The organism is Pseudoruegeria sp. HB172150 (assembly GCF_013184805.1).
GTDB lineage: Bacteria > Pseudomonadota > Alphaproteobacteria > Rhodobacterales > Rhodobacteraceae > Psychromarinibacter.
In genome coordinates this window covers 593,996-616,292 of sequence record NZ_JAATNG010000001.1, presented here as the reverse complement: position 1 = coordinate 616,292, position 22,297 = coordinate 593,996, and the positions used below count along the sequence as shown (strand labels likewise).

Annotated in this window: 16 protein-coding genes; 10 read left to right on the top strand and 6 right to left on the bottom strand. The window is 63.3% G+C overall.

Annotation, left to right across the window (positions count from 1 at the left end; translation table 11 throughout):
* Window positions 1-12 precede the first annotated feature (12 nt).
* The 3 genes from HCO70_RS02920 to HCO70_RS02910 form a co-directional block, all read right to left on the bottom strand.
* Window positions 13-744 (bottom strand): SDR family NAD(P)-dependent oxidoreductase, encoded by a 732-nt coding sequence (locus HCO70_RS02920; protein WP_172292901.1) that lies wholly within the window; start codon window positions 742-744, stop codon window positions 13-15.
* Window positions 745-854: 110 nt separating this feature from the next.
* Window positions 855-2,330: an aldehyde dehydrogenase family protein gene (locus HCO70_RS02915; RefSeq protein WP_172292899.1), complete on the bottom strand. Its 1,476-nt coding sequence runs from the start codon at window positions 2,328-2,330 to the stop codon at window positions 855-857.
* A gap of 4 nt (window positions 2,331-2,334) precedes the next feature.
* The gene (locus tag HCO70_RS02910; protein WP_256372948.1) at window positions 2,335-3,447 is read right to left on the bottom strand and encodes a mandelate racemase/muconate lactonizing enzyme family protein; all 1,113 of its coding nucleotides are present in this window, start codon (window positions 3,445-3,447) and stop codon (window positions 2,335-2,337) included.
* Window positions 3,448-3,550: 103 nt separating this feature from the next.
* Here HCO70_RS02910 and HCO70_RS02905 point away from each other — a divergent pair, with 103 nt between their 5' ends.
* From HCO70_RS02905 to HCO70_RS02875, 7 genes are all read left to right on the top strand, one after another.
* Window positions 3,551-5,044 (top strand): PLP-dependent aminotransferase family protein, encoded by a 1,494-nt coding sequence (locus tag HCO70_RS02905; protein ID WP_172292895.1) that lies wholly within the window; start codon window positions 3,551-3,553, stop codon window positions 5,042-5,044.
* Between the two features lie 102 nt (window positions 5,045-5,146).
* The gene (locus HCO70_RS02900) at window positions 5,147-6,460 is read left to right on the top strand and encodes an FAD-binding oxidoreductase (RefSeq protein WP_172292893.1); all 1,314 of its coding nucleotides are present in this window, start codon (window positions 5,147-5,149) and stop codon (window positions 6,458-6,460) included.
* Between the two features lie 101 nt (window positions 6,461-6,561).
* A complete protein-coding gene (locus tag HCO70_RS02895) occupies window positions 6,562-7,602 on the top strand; it encodes a polyamine ABC transporter substrate-binding protein (RefSeq protein WP_172292891.1) in 1,041 nt (346 codons plus the stop codon).
* Window positions 7,603-7,683: 81 nt separating this feature from the next.
* Window positions 7,684-8,772 (top strand): ABC transporter ATP-binding protein, encoded by a 1,089-nt coding sequence (locus HCO70_RS02890; RefSeq protein ID WP_172292889.1) that lies wholly within the window; start codon window positions 7,684-7,686, stop codon window positions 8,770-8,772.
* A gap of 58 nt (window positions 8,773-8,830) precedes the next feature.
* Window positions 8,831-9,712: an ABC transporter permease gene (locus tag HCO70_RS02885; protein WP_172296102.1), complete on the top strand. Its 882-nt coding sequence runs from the start codon at window positions 8,831-8,833 to the stop codon at window positions 9,710-9,712.
* Window positions 9,712-10,542, top strand: a complete 831-nt coding sequence (locus tag HCO70_RS02880) for an ABC transporter permease (RefSeq protein ID WP_172292887.1) — start codon at window positions 9,712-9,714, stop codon at window positions 10,540-10,542. Before HCO70_RS02885 ends, HCO70_RS02880 begins: the two co-directional genes overlap by 1 nt.
* Before the next feature lie 14 nt (window positions 10,543-10,556).
* Window positions 10,557-10,922, top strand: coding sequence for a cupin domain-containing protein (locus tag HCO70_RS02875; RefSeq protein WP_172292885.1), 366 nt, complete (start codon window positions 10,557-10,559; stop codon window positions 10,920-10,922).
* Between the two features lie 3 nt (window positions 10,923-10,925).
* Here the strand turns inward: HCO70_RS02875 and HCO70_RS02870 are convergent, their stop codons facing one another.
* A complete protein-coding gene (locus HCO70_RS02870; protein ID WP_172292883.1) occupies window positions 10,926-12,170 on the bottom strand; it encodes an FAD-binding oxidoreductase in 1,245 nt (414 codons plus the stop codon).
* 230 nt (window positions 12,171-12,400) lie between these two features.
* On the opposite strand from HCO70_RS02870, the gene HCO70_RS02865 reads away from it, so the two are divergent.
* Window positions 12,401-14,017, top strand: a complete 1,617-nt coding sequence (locus HCO70_RS02865; protein WP_172292881.1) for a GMC family oxidoreductase — start codon at window positions 12,401-12,403, stop codon at window positions 14,015-14,017.
* 48 nt (window positions 14,018-14,065) lie between these two features.
* On the opposite strand, the gene HCO70_RS02860 is transcribed toward HCO70_RS02865, so the two are convergent.
* Window positions 14,066-17,179, bottom strand: a complete 3,114-nt coding sequence (locus tag HCO70_RS02860; RefSeq protein ID WP_172292879.1) for a winged helix-turn-helix domain-containing protein — start codon at window positions 17,177-17,179, stop codon at window positions 14,066-14,068.
* Between the two features lie 273 nt (window positions 17,180-17,452).
* Between HCO70_RS02860 and HCO70_RS02855 the strand changes: the two genes are divergently transcribed.
* Entirely contained in the window at window positions 17,453-17,731 is a 279-nt protein-coding gene (locus HCO70_RS02855; RefSeq protein ID WP_172292877.1) for a DUF4278 domain-containing protein, read from the top strand.
* Between the two features lie 341 nt (window positions 17,732-18,072).
* Entirely contained in the window at window positions 18,073-20,427 is a 2,355-nt protein-coding gene (locus HCO70_RS02850) for a glycosyltransferase (protein WP_172292875.1), read from the top strand.
* 20 nt (window positions 20,428-20,447) lie between these two features.
* Here HCO70_RS02850 and HCO70_RS02845 read toward each other — a convergent pair whose 3' ends face one another.
* Entirely contained in the window at window positions 20,448-22,211 is a 1,764-nt protein-coding gene (locus tag HCO70_RS02845; RefSeq protein WP_172292873.1) for a hypothetical protein, read from the bottom strand.
* Window positions 22,212-22,297: the final 86 nt, after the last annotated feature.

Below are 22,297 nucleotides of genomic sequence, written 5' to 3'. Positions count from 1 at the left end.
GACCTGAGGATTTCAGACGTGCTGGCCGCCGTTCACGTCGATGGATGCGCCGTTCACGTAGGAGGCCTGCCCGGAACACAGGAACAGCACCACGCGCGCAACCTCGTCCGGTTGGCCGAGGCGCCGGAGCGGGATGACCTTGGCCATCTCCTCTGTCCCCGGCGAGAGGATGCCGGTTTCGATCTCGCCCGGCGTCACCATGTTGACGCGGATGCCGCGCGGGCCGAGTTCGGCGGCGGCCTCGCGCGTCAATGCCGCCAGCGCCGCCTTGGAGCAGGCATAGGCGACGCCCGCGAAGGGATGCACGCGGGAGCCGACGATGGAGCCGACATTGACGACCGCCCCCTGCGCCTGTTCGAGTTCCGGCAACAGGTCGCGCATCAGGGCCGCCGGACCGATCAGGTTGACTGCCAGCACCTGCTGCCAGAGCGTATCGTCGCTGTCGGCGATCCCCATGCGTGCGCCGCCTTCGCCCTTCGGTGAAATGCCGGCGTTGTTGACAATGGCCTGCAACCCGTCCCTGCCGATCGTGTCGCGGACACGGGCGACGAGATCGGCGCGGGAGGCCGGATCGGACAGGTCCCCCTGAAAATGGTCGGTCGCGCCCGCGTGCCACGGGCAGCGTTCGTCGAAGGCGGTCCGGGACACGGTCAGCACGCGCCAGCCATCGTTCTGGAACGCCTTGACCGTCGCGTGGCCGATGCCACGGCTTGCACCGGTCAGGAGGAGGGTTTTCTGGGTCATCGCGGCCACGTTAGTTAACCTCGCCGCAGCATAGCAAGGTCTGTCGGTGGCCGGCATCGAAAAGCGGTGGTCAGTCCAAGGCCGCTGCCGCGATGCGCAGATTTCCGTAGCTAGTCGATGCGGGCCGCCACGCTTTTGACCTTGCAGTAGCTGCGCAGGCCCTCGAGCCCCTTCTCTCGGCCAAAGCCGGACAGCTTGTTGCCGCCGAACGGCACCTCGACTCCGCCCGCGAAATACTCGTTGATGAATATCTGTCCCGCGTCGACGTCGCGCGCCATCTTCAGGGCGTTGGAGACGTTGCCGGTATAGATTCCGGCGACGAGGCCGTACTGGCAGTCGCCCGCCAGCGCCAGCGCGTGCTCCGGATCGTCGGCGATCTGAACGGTCAGCACCGGGCCAAAGATTTCCTCGCGCACAAGTTCGTCGTCAGAAGGGCGGTCCGCGACGATGGTCGGTTCGTAGAACCAGCCCTCGCCGGTTTCCGGGTCGGCGGTTGTCCTGCCGCCCGTGAGGATCTCGGCCCCACGAGAGCGGGCGCGGTCGATGAAACCGGCGATCTTGTCCAGATGGCCGGCGGAGTTCACCGGGCCGAGCTGCGGGTCGCGCAGGCCGTGGCCGATGGTCAGCTTTTTCGCGCGGGCGCAGAGTTCCCCGACGAAGGCGTCGTGAATGCCGCGCTCGATGACGAGGCGCGACCCGGCGGAGCAGATCTGTCCGGCATTCTCGAAGATGGCGCCGAGGACGCCAGTCAGGGCGCGTTCCATGTCGCAGTCGTTAAGGACGACGACGGGGGACTTGCCGCCAAGTTCCAGCACCAGCCGGGTCACGTTGTCGGCAGCGCTGCGCATCACGGCCTGACCGGTCGCGACGGAGCCGGTGAAGGTGATCTGGTCGACATCCGGATGCGCGACGAGCGGTGCGCCGGCCTCTGCCCCGGTTCCGGAAACGACGTTGCAGACGCCCGCGGGAAGGCCGGCCTTCGTCAGGATGTCCGCGAGCTGGAGTGCAGTGAACGGCGTCTGCTCCGCCGGTTTCGCGACGACGGTGCAGCCCGCCGCCAGCGCCGGCGCGATGCCACGCGCGGCTGTCGAAATAGGGTAATTCCACGGGATGATCTGAGCGCTGACGCCGACTGGTTCGTAGACCGAATAGCCGAGATAGCCCTGCGGCAGCGGGAAGGTATCGCCCTGCAGCTTGTCGCAGGCGCCGGCGTAGTATTCGAAGGCACGGGCGGCGCCGTTCACGTCGCCCAGCGCCTCGTTCAGGGGCTTGCCGCTGTCGAGGCATTCGACAATTGCCAGCCGCTCTGCGTCATCCCGGATCAGTTGAGCTGCGTGGTAGAGGATGCGGCCCCTTTCGGCGGGCGGCGTTTTGCGCCAGGTCTTTTCGAAAGCATGTATGGCGCTGGCGACGGCCTGATCGATATCGGCAGCGGTTCCCCTGGCGAAGGTCGCGAAAGGCGCGGCGCGTCCGGGATCGTAGCTTTCCATCTGCGCGCGGGTCGACGCGGTGTAAGCGCCGTCGATGAAGTGGCCGCCGGGCAGGCCCGCGACGGGCGTGCCGGAGAGGATTTCTTCGATTTTCATGGGATCAGTCCAGTTCGCTGACCTGGTAATGTGACTTCTCGAGCCAGGCGTGGCTGATGTCCACACCCCAGCCGGGGGCGTCGGTCACCGTCACCCGGCCGCCATCGACGGCGTAGGGATCTGTGGTGAACAGGTCGTATTGCCACGGGTAGTAGTCATCCTCTTCGATGGAGAATTCGAGGTATTTGCCGCCGTTCGGGATTGCCCGCAGAAGATGCATGGTGAAGAGGGTCACCAGCGAGAGGTTCGCGGAATGCGGGGTGACAGGCATGCCGGCAGTTTCGGCCATGCGGGCCACGCGGAGGGTGCGGGCGATGCCGCCGATGTAGCAGACATCCGGCTGGAGCACGTCGACGATGCGGCCGTCGATCATGCCTTTCCAGTTCGCCATCATGCAGTCCTGCTCGCCCCCGGTGACGTCGATGTCGAGCGCGTCGGTCACCTGCTTGGTCTGGTCGAATTCCCAGTAGGGACAGGGTTCCTCGTAATGCGAGATGCCGTGGTCCTGCAGCATGTGGCCGACCGCGATGGCCTTGGCGGGCGAGTAGCAGGAGTTGGCGTCGACCAGCAGGGCGACGTCGTCGCCCAGCGCCTTGCGGATAGTCGGCACGATCTCCTCTGTGCGGCCCGGCCATTCGTCCTGATCGCGGCCAACCTCGGCGCCGATGCGGAACTTGAAGGCGTCGAAGCCGTGCTGGTCGCGCAGGCGTTGGAACCGTGCGGCCTCGTCCGCCGGTGTGATGTCGCGCTTCATCGAGGAAGCATAGGCGCGGAGCATGCCGGGCGTGCCGCCGATCAGTTCGCAGACCGGTTTGCCCTCGATCCGGCCGCGCATGTCCCAGAGGGCGGTGTCGACGCCGCCCATGGCGCGACGCAGGTAGGCGCCGGGAAACTTGTGCTCGCGGTCACGGACGGTGTCCATCATCTCGTCGATGTCGAAGCAGTCCATGCCCAGCGCGAAGGGCGCGACCTGCCGGTGCAGGACCTGCGCGGTGATGTCGGCATTGTAGGGCGCGACCTGCCCCCAGCCCTGCGCGCCGTCCTCTGCCGTGGCGCGCACGAAGCAGACGAATTCGTTGGTGAAGGTTTCGATCTTCTTGAGTTTCATTGGCTCCAACCGGGACTCGGGCGCTGCGCTGTGCCGGAAATTGTAGAAAAATTGGCCCGGTTAATATATCCATTTCGGGAACATCGGCAGACCAATCGTTCCCGGAAGGCATATGAAGCAGGAAAGCGGCGCGCTGTTGAGCGCGATCAAGCTGGACCGCGAGTCGCGGCGCAGCATCAGCGTGCAGCTGTATATGGCACTGCGCGAGATCATCCTGTCGGGTGGGCTGCGCGCGGGCGAACGGCTACCGGCGACGCGGGTTCTGGCGAAGGAGACCGGCGTGTCGCGCACCACGGTGATCGACGCGGTGGACCGGCTGGTATCCGAGGGGATGGTGGTGTCGCGGATCGGTGCGGGCACCTTTGTCAGCGACACGCTGGACAGCCAGCGGCCCGCGGCCTCTGCCATGGTCGACCCGGCGCCGCAGGACGCGAAGCCGCGGCTGTCGGGGACGATTGCGAGTGGCGAGGAACGCTATGCCCGCCGCACGTGGTTGCCACACGAGGCGCGGGCCTTCATCACCGCCCTGCCCGCGCTCGACGCGTTTCCGATGGCGCATTGGGCGCGGCTGTCGGCGCGGCATTTCCGGGGCGGGCGTGGCGCCGTCATGGGGTACGGGCAGCCGAAGGGGCTGGAAGCGCTGCGCCGCGCCATCGCGACGCATCTGGGGGCACTGAAAGGAATCCGGTGCAATCCGGAACAGATCTTCGTCACCTGCGGCGCGCAGCAGGCGTTTTCGTTGATCGGCAAGCTGTTCCTGAACGGCGGCGACAAGGTTTGGATCGAGAATCCGGGGGCTTCGGGCGCACGGAATGCGCTGTTGTCCGAAGGAGCGGACCTGGTGCCGGTGGATATCGACCACGAAGGGATCGTGGTCGCCGACGGGCTGGCCAAGGCGCCCGGGTTCCGGCTGGCCTTTGTCACACCGTCGCATCAACAGCCATTGGGTCACGTGATGTCGCTGCAGCGCCGGTTCGAGCTGCTGCAGGCCGTCGAAGCCGCGCAGGCGCTGATCATCGAGGACGATTACGACGGCGAGTTCTATTACGGAAACGCACCGCAGCCGGCGCTGTACAGCACAGACCCGGCGGGACGGACGATATATGTGGGGACCTTCTCGAAGACGCTGTTTCCGTCGCTCCGCCTTGGCTTCCTGCTGGTTCCCGAGCGGATGGTCGACGCCTTTGAGCGGATGTTCCAGTCCTGGGCCAGCGGTCCGGCGACGGCGACGCAGGCAGTGGTCGCGGATTTCATGGACGAGGGGCATTTCGCGACCCATGTCCGGCTGATGCGGCGGCTCTACAAGGCGCGGTACGATGCACTGATGGAAGCCGGGCGCACATTGCCCGACACAATGCGGCTGCAGGAGACAAGCAGCGGTTTCCACACGCTAGCCGACCTGGCATCGGGAATCGACGAGCAGGCCGTCGTCACACAGGCGGCGGAGAAAGGTGTCATCGTGGCACCCCTGAGCCGGTATTGCATGCAGCCGATCGAGAGGAACGGGCTGGTCATCGGCTTTGGCAGCGCCGCGCCGGAGGACATCAAACGCGGCATCGATGTGCTGCGCGACCTGCCGGCCTTGCGCGAAAATTGGTCTGGGTGATTTCACGAAATGGATATGCGGCTCAGGCCAATTCTACCCTAGCCTTCTGGATTAATCCGCACATGAGGTGTTTTATGCCCTTGTGCATGCATGGAGAAACCGATGGCTCGCGAGCTGGCGCCCGTTCCTCATCAATACCCCTACTGGCAGGATCAGTTGGGAGAGGCGCCCGTTCTGCCGGAGGACCCGCCGCGCGATGTGGACGTGCTGGTCATCGGGTCGGGCTATACCGGGCTGAACGCCGCGATTGTGACCGCGCGGGGCGGCCGGTCGACGCTGGTGATCGACGCGCAGGACGTTGGCTTTGGCTGCAGCACGCGCAACGGCGGCCAGATCAGTACCAGCGTGAAGCCTTCCCTGGGGAAGCTGACCGCCAAATTTGGTGAGGCGAAGGCGCGGGCGATCCGCGCTGAAGGACAGGCCGCGCTGGACTGGGTCGGCGCGTTCGTGGAAGGCGAAGGGATCGACTGCGATTTCCGCCGCGTGGGCCGCTATCACGCCGCGCATACGCCGCAGCACTACGAGAGCCTCGTGCGCGATGCCGAGGCGATGCGGGCTGAGGAAGGGATCGAGAGCTTTGCGGTGCCACGTTCCGAGCAGCGGAACGAGATGGGATCGGACGTCTACTACGGCGGCGTGGTCTATCCCAAGCACTGCTCCATCCATCCGGCGAAGTTTCATCGCGGGCTGCTGGATCTCGCCATGAAGGCCGGCACCGTTGCGGTGGGCCAATGCGCGGCGCTGTCCATCGACCGGTCCGGCGACGGGTTTCGCGTGGGGACGACGAAAGGAACCATATCGGCGCGCGACGTTATCGTCGCGACCAACGGATACACAGGCACGCTGGTGCCGTGGCTGCGGCGGCGGGTGATCCCCATCGGCAGCTACATCATCGTAACCGAGGAACTGCCCGAGGCGCTGATCGACGAGCTTTTCCCGACCGACCGCATCGCCAGCGATACCTGCAAGGTGATCTACTATTACCGCGCGACGCCGGACCGGAAGCGCATCCTGTTCGGCGGCCGGGTGTCGGCGCGGGAGACCGACACGGCGGAAAGCGCGCCGCGGCTCTATCAGAGCATGTGCCGGATCTTTCCGCAGCTCGACGGCTGCGCGCTGTCGCATTCGTGGAGCGGCAATGTCGCCTACACCTTCGACGAACTGGCGCATACCGGGGTGCATGATGGTGTGCATTACGCCATGGGCTACTGCGGATCCGGCGTGTCGATGGCCAGCTACCTGGGCATGCGGACGGGGCAAAAAGTCCTTGGATTGAAGGAAGGTAGCACCGCTTTCGACGATCTGCCGCATCCGACACGTCCCCTTTACACAGGCACGCCATGGTTCCTGCCGACGGCGGTCGCCTATTACCGCTGGCTCGACGATCTGCAATGCCGTCGCGCGAAAGCGGCATGACGGAAACATTCCGCCGGTCCCGGCCGAGCCGGCGGAACAAAAGACAATCGGCTGGCGCCGCGATCCGCGGCTGAACTGGCACACCGACAGGAGGTTGACCGATGAAACTGAAGATGACTCTCACCGTGGCGGCATCGCTGCTTGCCACAACCGCCCTTGCGCAGGACAAGACCGTGACGATCGCGTCCTGGGGCGGTTCCTTTCAGGAAGCGCAGAGCAAGGCACTGTTCGAGCCCGCCTCGGAGGCGACAGGCGTGGAAGTGAAGCAGGAGACCTATGGCGGCATGGCCGACGTGCGGCTGCAGGTGAGCACCGGGGCGGTAACGTTCGACATCGTCGCCTCCGGCTCGGGTTCCGCGGCACGAGCGGGCGCCGAGGGGCTGCTGGAGCCGCTGGATTATGACGTCATCGACGTCTCCAACTTCTATCCGAACCTCTACAGCGAGTACTGCGTCGGCGGCGACGTGTTCTCGACTGTTTATGCGTGGAACACCGACACCTATGGCGAGGACGGGCCGCAGAGCTGGGCGGATTTCTGGGATGTCGAGAAGTTCCCCGGCAGCCGCGCCTATCGCAACTCGGTCGCGGGCGCACTTGAGCCGGCACTGATGGCCGACGGGGTGCCGCCGGAAGAGGTGTACGAGGTGCTGTCCTCGGAAGAAGGCATCGACCGCGCGATCGACAAGATCCGCGAGCTGCGTCCGCATATCGCGGTGTTCTGGTCTTCTGGTGCGCAGCAGGCGCAGCTGATGAAGGACGGCGAAGTCGACATGACGACCGGCTGGAACGGCCGTTTCGACAACGCGGCCAAGGACGGCGGCCACGTGATGTACAGCTTCAACCAGGCGCTGCTGGACTACGACTGCTTTGCGGTGCCGAAGGGCGCGCCGAACAAGGACGTGGCGATGGAGTTCCTGGGCGAGATCTCGAAGCCCGAGTACCAGGACGACCTGCCGAAATACATCACCTATGGACCGACCAACAAGGCGGCCTACGATACGGGTGAGATCACCGCGGAAGTCGCGGCCGGCCTGCCATCTTCCCCGGACAACGCGGCTATGCAGCTGCCGATTTCGCTGGAATGGTATGCCGAGTGGGAGATCGTCGCGGCGGAGAAGTATGCCGAGATGCTGACCGAGTAAGCGGTCCGGTCTTCAGAAGTCTTCAACGTGGCGGACGTCCTGCGTCCGCCACGGTTGCCGATCCATCCGAGGGGAGAGCCATTGACCACGACGACCAAGGAAGCGCTGCCGATCACGGTGCAGAACGTGACCAAGACCTACGGGCCGGTTCATGCGCTGGACGATGTCTCGCTCGAGGTGCGAAGCGGCGAGTTCCTGACGCTGCTGGGACCATCCGGGTCCGGCAAGACGACGCTGCTCATGGTGCTGGCGGGGTTCACCCGGCCCGACTGCGGCAGCCTGAAGTTCGGCGACCGCGAGGTGATCCGCACGCCACCGCACCTGCGCGATGTCGGCATGACCTTCCAGAGCTATGCGCTGTTCCCGCACATGACGGTGGCCGGGAATGTCGGCTATCCGCTGCGCCTGCGGAAGCTGCCGAAGGCGGAAATCGCGGAACGGGTGGAGAAGGCGCTGGAAACGGTGCAGCTGGGAGGGTTCGGCGAGCGCCGGATCGACCAGCTGTCGGGCGGGCAGCGGCAGCGCGTGGCCGTGGCGCGCGCCATCGTGTTCGAACCGCAGATCCTGCTTATGGACGAGCCGCTTTCGGCGCTCGACAAGAAGCTGCGCGACCAGATGCAGATCGAGCTGCGGCATCTGCACGAACAGCTTGGGATGACCACCGTCTACGTGACCCACGACCAGCGCGAGGCGCTGACGATGTCGGACCGGATCGCGGTGGTGAACAACGGGCGGATCATGCAGCTGGCGACGCCGCGGGACCTGTACGAGCGCCCGGCGAACCGGTTCGTCGCCGATTTCATCGGGGACTCGACGTTTCTGCCGGTGAAGAAGCGCGGCGATCACGTGTATTATGGCGATACTGCCCTGATGCATGACGCGCCGCCCCCGGAAGCAAAGGAACTGATGCTGATGATCCGGCCTGAACGGATCGTTCTGACGGATGACGGCCCGCGCGAGGGCAGCAATAACTTCGAAGCGACGGCGACCAACGTTGTCTACCAGGGTGACAGTTTCCTGCTGCAGGCGAAGCTGCCCGATGGCGGCGAGATCGCATTGCGCGGGGCGACGCGGGGGGCGCAGCTGTCTTCGATGCCGTCCGTCGGCGACCGGGTCATGCTGAGCGTCGCGCCGGAGGACACCGTGCTGATCGACGGGACGGGAGCGTAGCATGGCGGACACGCCCCTGACCGATAGCGGAATTCGGCGTGATGGCCGGGCGCGTGCCATGGCCGAGCGCCCGAACGAGGCGGGTCTGCGCCGGGACGGCATGCTTGAACGGCTGCGGCTTTACGGGCTGAGTTCACCGGCGATCCTGCTGATACTCGTAATCCTAGTGCTGCCGGTTGGCTGGCTGTTCTACGTGTCTTTTATCGGCGCGGACGGATCGTTTTCGCTCGAAAACTACGAGCGGATGATCAAGAGCAAGTCCTACACCCGGATCTTCATGACCACGTTTCAGGTCAGTTTTCTGACGACCGGACTCTGTATCCTGATCGGCTATCCGCTGGCCTATTTCATCTCGCAACTGCCGCCACGGCTGGCGAATCTGTGCCTGATCACTGTGCTGCTGCCGTTCTGGACGTCCTTGCTGGTGCGGACATACGCCTGGCTGGTGCTGCTGCAGAAGACCGGGCTGATCAACACCTGGGCGATCTCGCTTGGCCTGTGGGACGAACCGCTCAAGCTCGTACACAACATGACCGGCACGCTGATCGGCATGGTGCATATCATGCTGCCGTTCCTGATCCTGCCGGTCTATGGCGCGATGCGGGCGATCGACCGGGATTTCATGAAAGCCGCCGCCAACCTTGGCGCGACGCCGAAGCGCGCGTTCTGGACCGTGTTTTTCCCGCTGACCACACCGGGCCTCTTCGCCGGGTCGCTGATGGTGTTCATCCTGTGTCTTGGCTTCTTCGTGACGCCCGCCGTTCTGGGTGGCGGCAAGGTCATCATGGTGTCGATGAAGATCGTGTCGAACATCGAGCTTTTCGTGAACTGGGGCGCGGCGAGCGCGCTTGGCGTGGTCCTGCTGGTCCTGACCGTGGCGATCCTGTGGATCGCGTCGCGGTTCCTGCGGCTGGAACAGATCGCGGGAGGCGGGCACTGATGCTGAACTGGTTCAAGTCGCCTGCCACCGAGACCCAGGTCACCCATGGCCAGCGCCTGTGGCTGTACGTGCTGTCGGTCATCATCATGGTCCTGCTGGTGACGCCGACACTGATCGTGATCCCGATGTCGTTTTCGGACAGCCAGTATCTGGAGTTCCCGCCGGAGGTCTGGTCGACCCGCTGGTACAGCAACTATTTCGGCTCCGACGAATGGATGCTGGCGACACGGACCTCGATCAAGACCGCGTTCCTGACCATGCTGGTCGCGACACCGGTGGGCGTGCTGGCGGCCTACGGGCTGCATGCCTCGAACGTGCGCTTCGTGCGGGCGACCTTCGTGCTGATGATCACGCCGATGATGGTGCCGCTGGTGCTGGTCGCGGTCGGCGCCTTCTATGCCTATGCGCGGCTCAACCTGCTCTACACCATCCCAGGGCTGGTGATGGCGCATACGGTGCTGGCGCTGCCGCTGGTGGTCATCGTGATCGGTGCCGCGCTGAAAAGCTACGACATGAGCCAGGAGGAGGCCGCGCGAAGCCTTGGCGCGCCGCGCTGGAAGGCTTTCCTGACCGTGACTCTACCGCAGATCCGGTTTGCTGTGGTGACCGCGGCGCTGCTGTCCTTCCTGACGTCCTTTGACGAGGTGGTGGTGGCGATGTTCGTCTCTGGCGGCGACAACCCGACATTGACGCGCAACATGTTCAACGCCCTGCGCGATCAGATCGACCCGACGATCGCGTCCATTTCAACGATGATGATCCTTGTGACCACGCTGATGATGGTGCTGGCGCAGATCTTCGGCGGGCAGAAACAGCCGGGCGGACATTAACTCCGGAGACAGCCATGATCGACTTACAGACGTTTGCCGACCTCGCGTCGGTGCAACTAAGCGCGTTCGCGGACAAGCCGACGACCCTGACCGAGGGCCAGCAGGAAGCCTCGGCGCCGCTCTGGACCTCGGCGGACAGGCGGACCAAGATCGGCGTCTGGGAATGCACGCCGGGGCGCTTCACCGCCGACCGAACGGCGGCGGGGGAGTATTGCCACATCATCGCCGGGCGCGCTTCTGTCTCGAACGCCGATGGCAGCGGGACGCGCGAGATCGGACCCGGCGACCTGCTGGTGCTGCCGCAGGGCTGGACCGGCGAGTGGGTGATCCACGAGCATATGCGCAAGCTCTACGTGATCAGCGCCTCGCCGGACGCCTGAGCGTCAGAACCGGTCGGGGCGGTACGGCGCGAGGTCCATGTTGGCCCTGCGCCCGGCGGCGATATCCGCCACGAGGCGGCCGAGTTTCGGGCCGATGGTCAGGCCGACATGCTGACCGCCGTAAGCATGTAGCACATTCGGCGCCTTCGGGTTTTCGCCCAGCGCCGGGAGACTGTCAGGCGTGGTCGGACGGCGGCCCATCCAGCTTTCCGAGCGATCGAATTCGAGGGTCGGGTAGAGCCGTTTCACTGCCTTTTCGATCAGCCTGACGGGCGCTTCCGAGGCGGGCGCGTCCAGCCCGGCGAACTCGACAACGCCCGCGGCGCGCAGGAAGCCGTCCATCGGCGTCGCGACGAATTTCGCGTCTGTGACCATATATGGGTAAGGCGCGTTGAAGCTCGGCGAATGCATGGCAACGTGATACCCGCGCTCGGCCTCCAGCTTGACCGGAGCGCCCATCCGCTTTGCCAGCCTGACGGACCATGCGCCGGACGACAGCACGACCTTGTCCGCGGTCAGCGTTTCGCCGCCTTCGAGGGTAAGCTTGGGCATTTCACCGGGCTGGATGTCGACGGCTTTGGCCTGCCGGTACTGCCCGCCGTGGCGTAGGAAATGGTCGAAGAGCGCGGCGACATAGCGGCCCGGCGACGTCAGCCATGCGCAGCCTTGGTAGAGGGTGCCGAAGGTGTAGGCGGGGCCGAGGTTCGGGTCACGCTCCACCAGTTCCGCGCGGGTCAGTTCCGAGGGAACCGAGCCGAATTTCCGGCGCATCTCCTGAGTCAGGAGGTCGGAGTCGTAGTCGGATTTCTTCGTGTAGAGGGTGACGTAGTCACCATTGGCAATGTGACGTTCGGCCTCTGTGCCCCTGGCCAATGCGAGATGCTGCTCGTTCGCGTCGAAGGTCATTGCCGAGAGTGCCGGGGCGATCTGACGGATCTTCGCTTCGTTGGCGTTGCGCAGGAACGGCAGCAGCCAGGGGATCATCCGCGGCAGGTAGGACCAGCGAAGGAACAGGGGCGAGGACGGATCGAACACCATGGCCGGTGCATGACGGACGAGAGAGGGCGTGGCGACCGGGACGACCGAGGTTCGGGACAGCAGCCCGGCGTTGCCGTATGACGCCTGATCCGGGCTGCCGGGCTGCACCGGATCGATCAGCGTCACCTGCCAGCCGTCGCGGCACAGCCATTCCGCGGATGCCACTCCGGTGATGCCTGCCCCGACGATCAGGACCGATCTGCCATTCATGCGTTTCTTCCCGTTTGCCCTGCCGTCCCATTCGGTAGCAGGGAACGGGTCTGGACGTCAGGGCCATTCTGCCCGACATTCACAGACCGCACATTGGTGTGCCAAAGAATTCAAAATGGATATGCCGACCAGACCAATGCGGCACTAGGTTCGCCTGCACCCGCCGAATACCGGCGGCACATGCAGCGAAACCGGCCCGGAAGACGGCCCATGAAAGCAGCAGGCATCGGATGGCCGAGTTCGATTTCATCGTAGTTGGGGCAGGCTCTGCCGGTTGCGTGCTGGCCAACCGGCTGACCGAGAACGGCAGGTACACGGTGCTGCTGCTCGAGGCCGGTGGCAGCGATATGAGCTTCTGGATCTGGATGCCGATCGGCTATGGCAAGACGTTCTACCGGCCGAGCGTGAACTGGATGTACAGCACCGAGCCGATCCCGCAGCTGGATGGTCGCGTGTCCTACTGGCCGCGTGGCAAGGTGATGGGCGGGTCCAGTTCGATCAACGCGATGGTCTATATCCGCGGGCAGCGCGAGGATTTCGAGGACTGGAAGGCGATGGGCAATCCCGGCTGGGGCTGGGATGATGTGCTGCCCTATTTCCGGAAGTCGGAAACCAACGACCGCGGATCCTGCGATGTGCGCGGCGGCGATGGACCGGTGCATGTGACGACGCTGGATCAGTATCTGCATCCCCTTTGCGAGGATTTCCTGCAGGCGGGTGAGGAACTGCAGTTCCGGCGCAACCGGGATTTCAACGGCGTGGTGCAGGAAGGTGTCGGCACCTACCAGAACACCGCCAAGGACGGTATGCGCATGTCGGCGGCGCGCGCCTATATCCACCCGGCGCGAAAGCGGCCGAACCTGAGGATCGAGAAACGCGCGCTGGCGACGCGGCTGCTGTTCGGGGGCAAGCGGGCGGTCGGGGTTTCCTATCTTCAGAACGGTGTCGAGCGGCAGGCGCGGGCGCGGCGCGAGGTGATCCTTGCCGCGGGCGCGATCAACTCGCCGCAGCTGCTGCAATTGTCGGGTGTGGGTCCCGGCGCGCTGCTGCGGGACAAGGGGATCGAGGTGCTGCACGCTGCCGAAGGCGTGGGGCGGCATCTGCAGGATCACCTGGCGATCGACTATCTGTTCCGGTCGAAGGTGCCGACGCTCAACAACCAGCTTCGCCCCTGGCACGGCAAGCTGCGGCACGGGCTGCACTATGTCCTGACGCGCCGCGGAATCCTGTCGCTGGGCGTCAATCAGGCGGGCGGCTTCGTGCGCAGCCGGCCGGAACTGACACGGCCCAACATCCAGCTATTCTTTTCGCCGGTAAGCTATACCAAGGCGCCTCCGGGCAAGCGCCCGCTGATGAGCCCGGACCCGTTCCCGGGTTTTCTGATGGGCGCGCAGCCGACGCGCCCGACCAGTCGTGGCCATCTGGAAATCCGTTCGCCCGACCCGCTGGCGCCGCCTGCGATCCACCCGAAATACCTGGAGACCGAGTTCGACGTGCAGGAGATGCTGGAAGCCTCGAAGCTGATGCGGCAGTTCGCGGCGACCCCTGCCCTGTCGCGGATCATCGAGTCGGAGATACTGCCGGGGGATCATATCCGGACCGACGATCAGTTCATCGCCGATATCCGGGCCCGCGCGGGTACGGTCTTTCATCCGGTCGGCACATGCCGGATGGGGCCCGACCCCGCGCAGGATGTCACCGATGCCCGCCTGCGCGTGCACGGGCTGGACGGGCTGCGGGTGGCGGACACGTCGGTGTTTCCGACGGTGACTTCGGGCAATACCAATGCGCCCGCGATCATGGTGGGTGAGAAGGCGTCGGATATCATTCTGGAAGACCACCGCTGAACGCACGCCTTCGTGCGTTGTTCGTTCCGAAGGCCTCTGAGATCGTGGTCAGTTGCCAATTTTATCGAGCACCGCTTTCAGGCGCGGTGCCTGCGTGGCGGCGAATGCGCGCCAGTTGAGGTTTTCGTCGGGGTCCCGACTGACCAGCTTGGAATCCTGATCTAGCAGATCCTGACCGGTCAGCCGCAGAAGCCAGAGCCGCTCAAGCGTGGACGGTTGCTGATCCGAGGCAAATTCTGATTCCGAAAGGCGCGCGCGCAGCCAGTTCAGTGGCAGGAAAGCCGGAAACCGAGCCACTGCCAGCGCCGCGTCAATGCGCGCAAGATCGGGCCGGCGGCCGGAACCGAGGTCGTCCAGCGCCTCAAAGAACCGTGCCGTGGCGAAGCTGAGCAGATCGAGTTGTGCATTCTCTTCGTCGAGGGCGTTCAGGTCTTCGCGGAGGATATCCGTTTCGCCGAGTTCCCAGGTGATTTCCAGCCTTGCGCAGCGTGCCTCGATGCGCGGAGCGGCGATGCCCAGACGGTCGGCCCGCTCGACCACGGTATGAGCGTCGACCAGACGTTCGTGGCCCGGGTTGGTGTACCAGGCAAAGCGGAGATGCGGTCCGAGGACGTAGCTTTCGACCAGGCGCAGTTCATTCGTGTCGATAAGATCCAGACACGTTTCGGACACCTGTGCCGCCGTCCGGAAATGCCCGAGCGAGAAATGCGCCCAGGCCAGCGAATTCAGCGCGCGCGCCTTTGGGTGGGGATGGTCGGCAAGATCCACCGCGAGTTCCGCCGCTTCGCGCGCCTTTTCGGGATTGCGATCAAGCCAGGCATTCGCGGCGCGGATTTCCGCGATCTCGGACTTCAAGTAGCCTGGCCCCTGCTCTCTCTCAGTCCAGGCATCGGCTTCCTTCATGGCGGCTTCGGCTTCTTCCAGGCGGAAGTGTCGCGCATGGATGCGGGCGATACGGGTCAGCGCGAAAACCGCGGGCAGCGCCGTTTCGGCGCGGCCCAGCGCCGCCTCGTAATAGGCATGCGCGCGCGCCTCGTCGCCGAGTTCAAGCTGGGCGGAGCCAAGGAAGATTTCCAGCTGCGCGCGCAGGTCGGGGGCGCAGTCAAGCTGCGTCGCGCGCTCGATCAGTTCGACGGACCGGGCATGACGGCGGAAGTTGAACGTATCGCGGGCCAGCTGCAGGCAGATTTCGGGCGCAATCGCCAGATCTCCGCGCATGGCGTGTTCGGCGGCCAGAAGCGGATCGAAGGAGACGAGCGCCTGTGCCGCCTCTGTGTGCAGCTGTTCGCGCTGTTTGCGCGGCAGGCTGAGATAGATGCTCTCGTGGACGAGGTTGTGGGTGAAGGAAATCCACTGGCTGCTCTGCTTCAGAAAGCCTGCCACGGGGCGCAGCTGATCGGCTTCCTCGCCCAGCACGTGTCTGGCGATCTCGGGTTGGAAACGCTCTCCGAGCACCGAAAGCTGGCGCAGGAGTGACTGGTCGCCCGGCGAGAGCTGGTCGAACTGGATCTGCACGACGCTTTGAACGCTTTCGGGCACCCGTTCCAGAACGGCCGGTCCCTGCCGGCGGTAGGCTTCGACCAATCGGGTCAGGAACAGCGGGTTGCCGGCGGCGCGGCGGATCAGCCCCTCAGCCGTGTCGTCGTCGATGCGTTTGTCCAGCGCCTCGATCAGACTGCGCGCGTTGCGCGGGCTGAGCGGGCCGACCGACAGGGCGACGATGTCGCCCTGTGCGCGTTCGGCGATCTCTTCGAGAAACGGTTGCGCCGAAGGCCTTGCGGTAATCAGCAGGATGACCTGCATGTCAGGTGCTTCTTCCGCCAGCCGAAGGGCGAGCTGACGGCTGTCATCGTCTATCCAGTGGGCATCTTCGACGACAATGAGAAGGGACCGGTCCCTTGATATCTCGCGCAGGATGGAAAGCACCGTTTCGGTCAGGACGGGATCGTGCCGCATCGGCAGAAGGCTGGTCTTGCCGGAGAGGATCACGTCGAGCTGCGGCTGCAGGCGTTTGGGCGCAGCTTTGCGGAGAGCCTCGGCATCGGGGATCAGATCGGTCAGGCCGCGGAAAATTCCCCGGTACAGGGCACCGGGCGCCGCAAGCTCGCGCAGATAGACGGTGGAATGGCGGCCGCCCGTCCGGTTGATCATGGCTGCCGCGCGCGCCGCGATGCGCGTCTTCCCGACACCGGCGTCGCCCTGCAGCGTGATGCTTCCGCCAGACAGCTTGTCGATCGTGGCGGCGACGGCGCCTTCGATCAGCCCGATCTCGACCATGCGTCCGATCAGGGGCGGCGCAGCTTCTCGCGTTTCCGTCGACTCGTCGAGATCAAGCAGGACGGCGACCTCGCCCGACATGTCGAATTGCGCTGCATCGCCGTAGAGAGCGGTATCGCTCTTCGAGAGACCAACCTTGCCTCCGGAAACCCGCGAGACGTGTTGACCGGCAAGAAGCATGGGCCTGCCGCGATAGGAGTCGCCGGCCCGCGCAACCGTACCGGCGCAGATGCCAACCGCGGCGTCGGCGACAGAAGGGTCATCGGCCTCAGCTACTGTGAGCGCAATGCGGGCAGCGCGCAGCAGATCGTCGCTGTGTGCACGCACTGCGCCGAGCAGCGCATAGATCGAGCCGTCCGCCCCGGTCAGCCAGCGGTCGTCGGGAGACAGGTGCGCGACCAATCGGTCGCGGACGCGGATCAGCACCTCGTCGAAGGCATCCGCGTCGTAATCGCGGTCGAGGCGAAGCCTTGGCTGCACCGCAAGAACCACGACGTGCCGAAGTTCCTCGGCCTGCGCGGTATCCGAAGTTCCTGGCAAGGCTGATGTGTCCGGCGTGGAGGCACTGGCGGACGGGTTCGATTGCCGGACCCGCGTGCGGAACTGGTAGCCGACACGATGAATGGTACGGATATGCGAAGCGGCGCCGGGATCGTCGATAGCCCGCCTCAGGCTGCGGATACGGGAGGTCAGTACCGCGTCACTTACCGCCCTGCCGTCCCAGATGTTGTCGAACAGCTCGTCCTTCGTAACCGCGCGGTCGGAGTTCTCGACCAGATAGGTCAGCAGCGCGAAAACCTGCGGTTCCAGATGAACCGGAGCGCCGTGACGCTCCAGCACGCGGCGGTCGATATCCAGCAAGCAGGCCCCGAACTGAATGACCATCGTTCCCCGGCGCTTCGGCCCTCTTCAGAACAGCATTGCATCAACTTACCACCGATCTTCAGAACTTCTTCAGAAAATAAACATTGCACCTTCAAGCCTCCCCCGACGGAAGCCTGCTAGAGCATCGCCGGGTCGGACACGTACCGGCACCAATATTAAGAGCCCATTTGAAAAGGATTTGGAGATGCAAGGACATATGATCCTCTGGCGTGCCGCCATGCAGGCGCCCGTCGACCGGAGAAAAGCACAATTCAAAGCAAGGAAGCCCCAATAATGACCAAGATGATTTACCGCGGTATCGGCTACATTCCGGAAGAAAACCGCCGTGCCGCCTACCCTGAAGCCATCGGGACAAGCCGTCCGATGACCTACCGGGGTGTGAACCATGTGCACCGTGGAGGTGTATCGGAGCCGCATTTCGGGCTTCCGGTGCAGCTTCGCTACCGGGGCGTGAGCCATCAAGGCGCAACCGGTAATTACCTGCGCATTGCGGTCAGTACTGCCGCGGAACTCTCACCAACAGAGACGACCGCCGACGCACTGGCAGCATGAGCGGACAGGTTCCGCTTACCTCCACCCGGATCGGGCGAACATTGCCCGATCCGGCAATGCTACAAACAAAGCATGCGCCTGAGTTCACCCCGGCGGGCCAACTCAGGCGCTTGTTTTTTGATCGCTCCGACGATTGCCAAGCCGGCGCAACATCGCGTGATGCTTACCCGTGAGCAGCATGGGCTCAGCGTCGCACGCTGACCCGATCCACTTCCAATTGACCTGCCTTAACGCGTTATTTCCAGCCAGTGCCTCATTGGACGCGTTCCTTGACAGCACTTCCAATTCCGCAGAGATACCGCTTGGATACCCGCCGCGCCGGCTGCAATCGGGGAGCCAACATGCTGGAAAGCCACGATTCATCCTCGATTCCCGGGAAGCGCGATGCGCAGACGGTTTTGGGGCGGAACGCCGGGCTCGGCTTGCGGACTATCCTGGAAGCCGAAGACCCGGACCGGATGGCGAAGATCACTCCCGACGAGATTACGCTGGTCATCTGCCTCAGGCTTCATGATGACAATCCCTGGGTCCTGAACCGTCTGAACGACTTGGGGAACTACTACACGCCGACGCCGAGAATTCTGATTTTCGATTACGGCAGCCGGAATCCGCACAAGACTCGTGTCGAAGACGCATGCAAGACACACGGATTCCGTTACGCCAATACCGAGGATTCCGGCATCTACAATGCGGCTGCGGCGCACAATATGGCCGCTTCCTTCGTGGAAACCCCATTTATCTTCTTCATGGACATAGACTTTGTCTCTGTCCGGAGCCTGTTCGCGGATCTGGCCGATGCCGCCTGCGCCGCCGACATGCGGCGCGTGTTCGACGTCATACTCGATCTGCCCGCGTATCACCTTTCAGAAAGGATGACCGAAAGCCTGGAGGCCACCGCCGACCACGAGGATCAGGAACAGTTTCTGAAGCGGACCTTCTTTTCCGGTTTCTTCGGCGAATTCGAGGACGAGTTCGAGTTTGTGGCGCCCTATTCCAACTGCTTTCTGATCTCGAAAAGGTTCTTCGAGCTTACAGGCGGTTACAATGAAGAGTTCCGCGGGCACGGGTCCGAAGACGTGGAGTTCTTTTTTCGCGCCGGTTTGATATCCGGGTTGTTCCCTGTGCCGCACAGTTCCGAAAGCGACCTCTACGGCCCGATGACCGATGAGTTTTTCACGGCCAAACCCTATCTCGGCTTCCGGCGCATGAACGAGCTTATGGGTATGCGCGCGCAAAGGCTGGGGCTGAAGGTGTTTCACAGGTGGCATCCCATCGCCCTGAAAGGAACGGACTGGCGCTCGAAAAACGATTGGAAACGCAAACGTCTGAAGCAGGCATTCGATCAGTATGCGTACAAAGCAGAACAGGTGTTGAATGTTGATTTTCTTGAAAGAAAAATGACTGCAGCCTGCATCTGTGTCGCAAGCGAGCATTGGGGATACTTCATCAACCTTCGCCTTGAAGGCTATCGTCTGGTCCCGTTCTTCGAGAACAGCGAAGCCTCTGCGGCCAGGTTGAAGGGCATGATCGAAAGTGGCGGGATCGATGCGCTGGCGGTCTTCAATCCGTACATGAAGAGCCACTCGGTTTTCCGGCCAGCATTCGAGTTTGCAAAGGAAGCCGGCCTGGAAACCATCGTGATCGAACGCGGCGCCCTGCCGGATACGGTGTATTACTCCCGCGACGTCGCCTATGCGGGTTATGATTTCGCACCCGAAACCCTTGAGAACATTTCGGTTACCTCGCAGGAAATGCGTGCGGCCAGGCAGTACATTGAGGAGCTTCGCACCGGAGCGCATCTTCTGGAAGACGCGTCGAGCCGGTCGGAGACCGAGGTACGGCTTTCGGGCAAGCTGTCCGCTGGCAGACAGACCATTTTCGTTCCGCTTCAGCTGGAAGACGACATGGCTGTCACCCACTATGTCGACCCCTTCCTGGACTACGGGGAGTTCGTTAACAGCCTTCCGCGCGTCGCGGCGGAACATCCCGACAAGCTGTTCCTGGTCAAACCGCATCCGCTGTCGAAGCTTGAACCCTCGAGCCTGCCCGGCAATGTCTTGCTGGCGTCGCGATCCGACAATGTTCACGCGATCCTGGATCTTTGTGACGCGGTTGTCTGCTACAACTCCGGTGTCGGCCTTCTGGCGGCCTGCCACGGAAAGCCGCTCGTTACAGTCGGCAACGCCTTTTACAACCTGCCTGGCATCGGGCATCGCGCGTCCGACTTTGCGGGGGCGGTCGACCGCGTCCTGTCCGATCCGACACCGCCTTCAACTCCCGGAACGGAAGAGCTTATCGCGAAATTCCTGTTCCATCGCTATTCGTTTTTCACCGCAACCGACGTCATCCAGGAGTTCGAAACGAAAAAGGCGCACGGGTACGAAGACATTCGCGTGTCCCGCGCGATCATCCGTGGCACCCGGCACGGCGAGATCTGGGAGAAGGCGGTTCGACGGTTTTCCTGGAAAAGTTTCGGCGCAAGCGAACTCAATACCGATATGGCGCGCCAAACGCCGCAAACCAGATCAATGGCGGATCAGAAGATACGGCGGAACCCCGCATTCTGGGTCTATGCCACGCTGTACTCGGTCGCCCTTACCCGAGCGGAGCGAAAACGGCTGTTCGACACACCAACCAGGTTTTTCGCGAGAGGCCGACATCCGATTTCGCAGTTTGGCCGCGCGCTCTTTGGCTAGAGCCCCCGCGCCGAATTGCGCTATTGCACCTTTGCCGGGCGGGTCCACCCAATTCGTGCCAGCGCCTGAGTCATTTCGCCGATGATCTCATCGGTTGCCTGGTGATTAAGGAACGCCCTGATCGGATCGTAATCGGGTGAAATCTCGTTCATCCGGGCAATAGCCTGTTGGGCCGCTTCGTGGTCGTCCATGATGATGAACGCCATTGCAATCAAGGACTGGCTGATCGCCGACCCGTCAGAGGAGGCGCGGTTCGCGAACTCAAGCATGCCGGGACCGTCCCCTTCCATCAGGCGTTCGATCGCCAAGGTATGGAAATACCAGCCTGGCGGGTGGGCGGACCGTGCGATTCCGCTTTTTACCAGCGGAATGCCTTCCTCGAAATTGCCGCGAACGGCGAGGCGCCAACCCAGATTGACCAACACCAATGGGTCGTAGGGGTTCTGCTCCACTGCCATGCGGGCATACCTTTCCGCCTCGGCGTATATGCCGGAATAATGGTACGCGCCGGAGATCGCCAGAAGCGCGAGCGTGCTGTTCGGATCAAGGGTAAGCGCGTGGGATCCGGCCTCTATCGCCAGCGCAAGAGACTCGTTCCGGTCATTTGGGCCAAGCCTGAAAATGCCTGCGGCCAGGTGCATTCGTCCGAGCATGGCCCAGGCATCGCTGAAATCGGGGTTCTTGCGGACGGCTGTCTGAAGGCAGCTTACGACCGGAGCAAATTTAGCCACCTCGAAATCGCGCCAGAATGCGTGTGCACGAAGCAGGCAGAGATAGCTCTCCATGTCGGAGACGTCGGACGAATTCGCATTCAGGTTCAGGTTGCTGTTGATCGCACCGTAAGGCTGACCGATTTCTGTCGCGATATCGGCGGCAAGATCGTTCTGCGCGGTTATCAGATCCGCGGGATCCAGATCTCGGTCGAAAGTGCGGGCCCAGATGAGCCTTCCTGTCGCGGCTTCCAGCAGTTGCGCGCTGATACGCACGTCTTCCCCTTCGGACTGTACCGTACCCGTCAGCACGTAGGCCGCGCCAAGGTCCTGTCCGAGTGCAATTGGCGATTGGTCAGGTGACGGCGTGCTGAGTATGGAACCGTAAAGCTGCATTCCCGGGAAGCGCCTGAGAATGTCCACCAGTGTGGGGCTCATGGCCGCGGCAAGGTATTGCTCGGTATCGGTTCCGCCGATGGCCTCGAATGGTACGACCACAACTGCCGGCAGTTTGACGTGATCCGGAGTTCCGCGCCGTGGTCCCAGGAACCAGCCGGCGACAAAGACGGCGACCAGAGCGACAGCCAGAACTGTGTATCCGATCCGCTCCAGAAACTTTGGCCGGTCGGCCTTTGCTTCGGCCGCCTCCTGTTCTTCCGGCTCAGCCTTTTCAACTGGTTTTGTGACGACTGGCGCCGGTCTTTCATGCCATTCAAAGCACGGCACATAAGTACCTTTCGGGATCGAGATTCGCACCGGATCGTGGCGGCCCTCGCCGAAGTAGTAACTATCGAGATCGCGTCGCAATCGCCGCGCCTCCAGACGAACCGCCGGGTCGAGCTTACCATCGAAACTCGCGTCCCGGTTGAAAACCTCCGTGGCGATCGTGAAACCCTTCAGCCGGCTCGAGCGACCATCAAGTGTTTCTTCGACAATGAATTTGAGGAAATTCCGACGCCTTTCGCTTTTCTGCAATAGCGCACTGGACAATATGCTCGCCAACTCCGCGCGGACATCAGACTCAACAGGCCTGGCGTCGCTGAGGGGCCCTTCCGTGATCGTAAACTCGTTCATACCGCAAATACTTTGATTGCACTGGAAACAGAACGACACTTTTCACAATTCGAACACTACGCATTAACTTTAGCACATCAACCTAA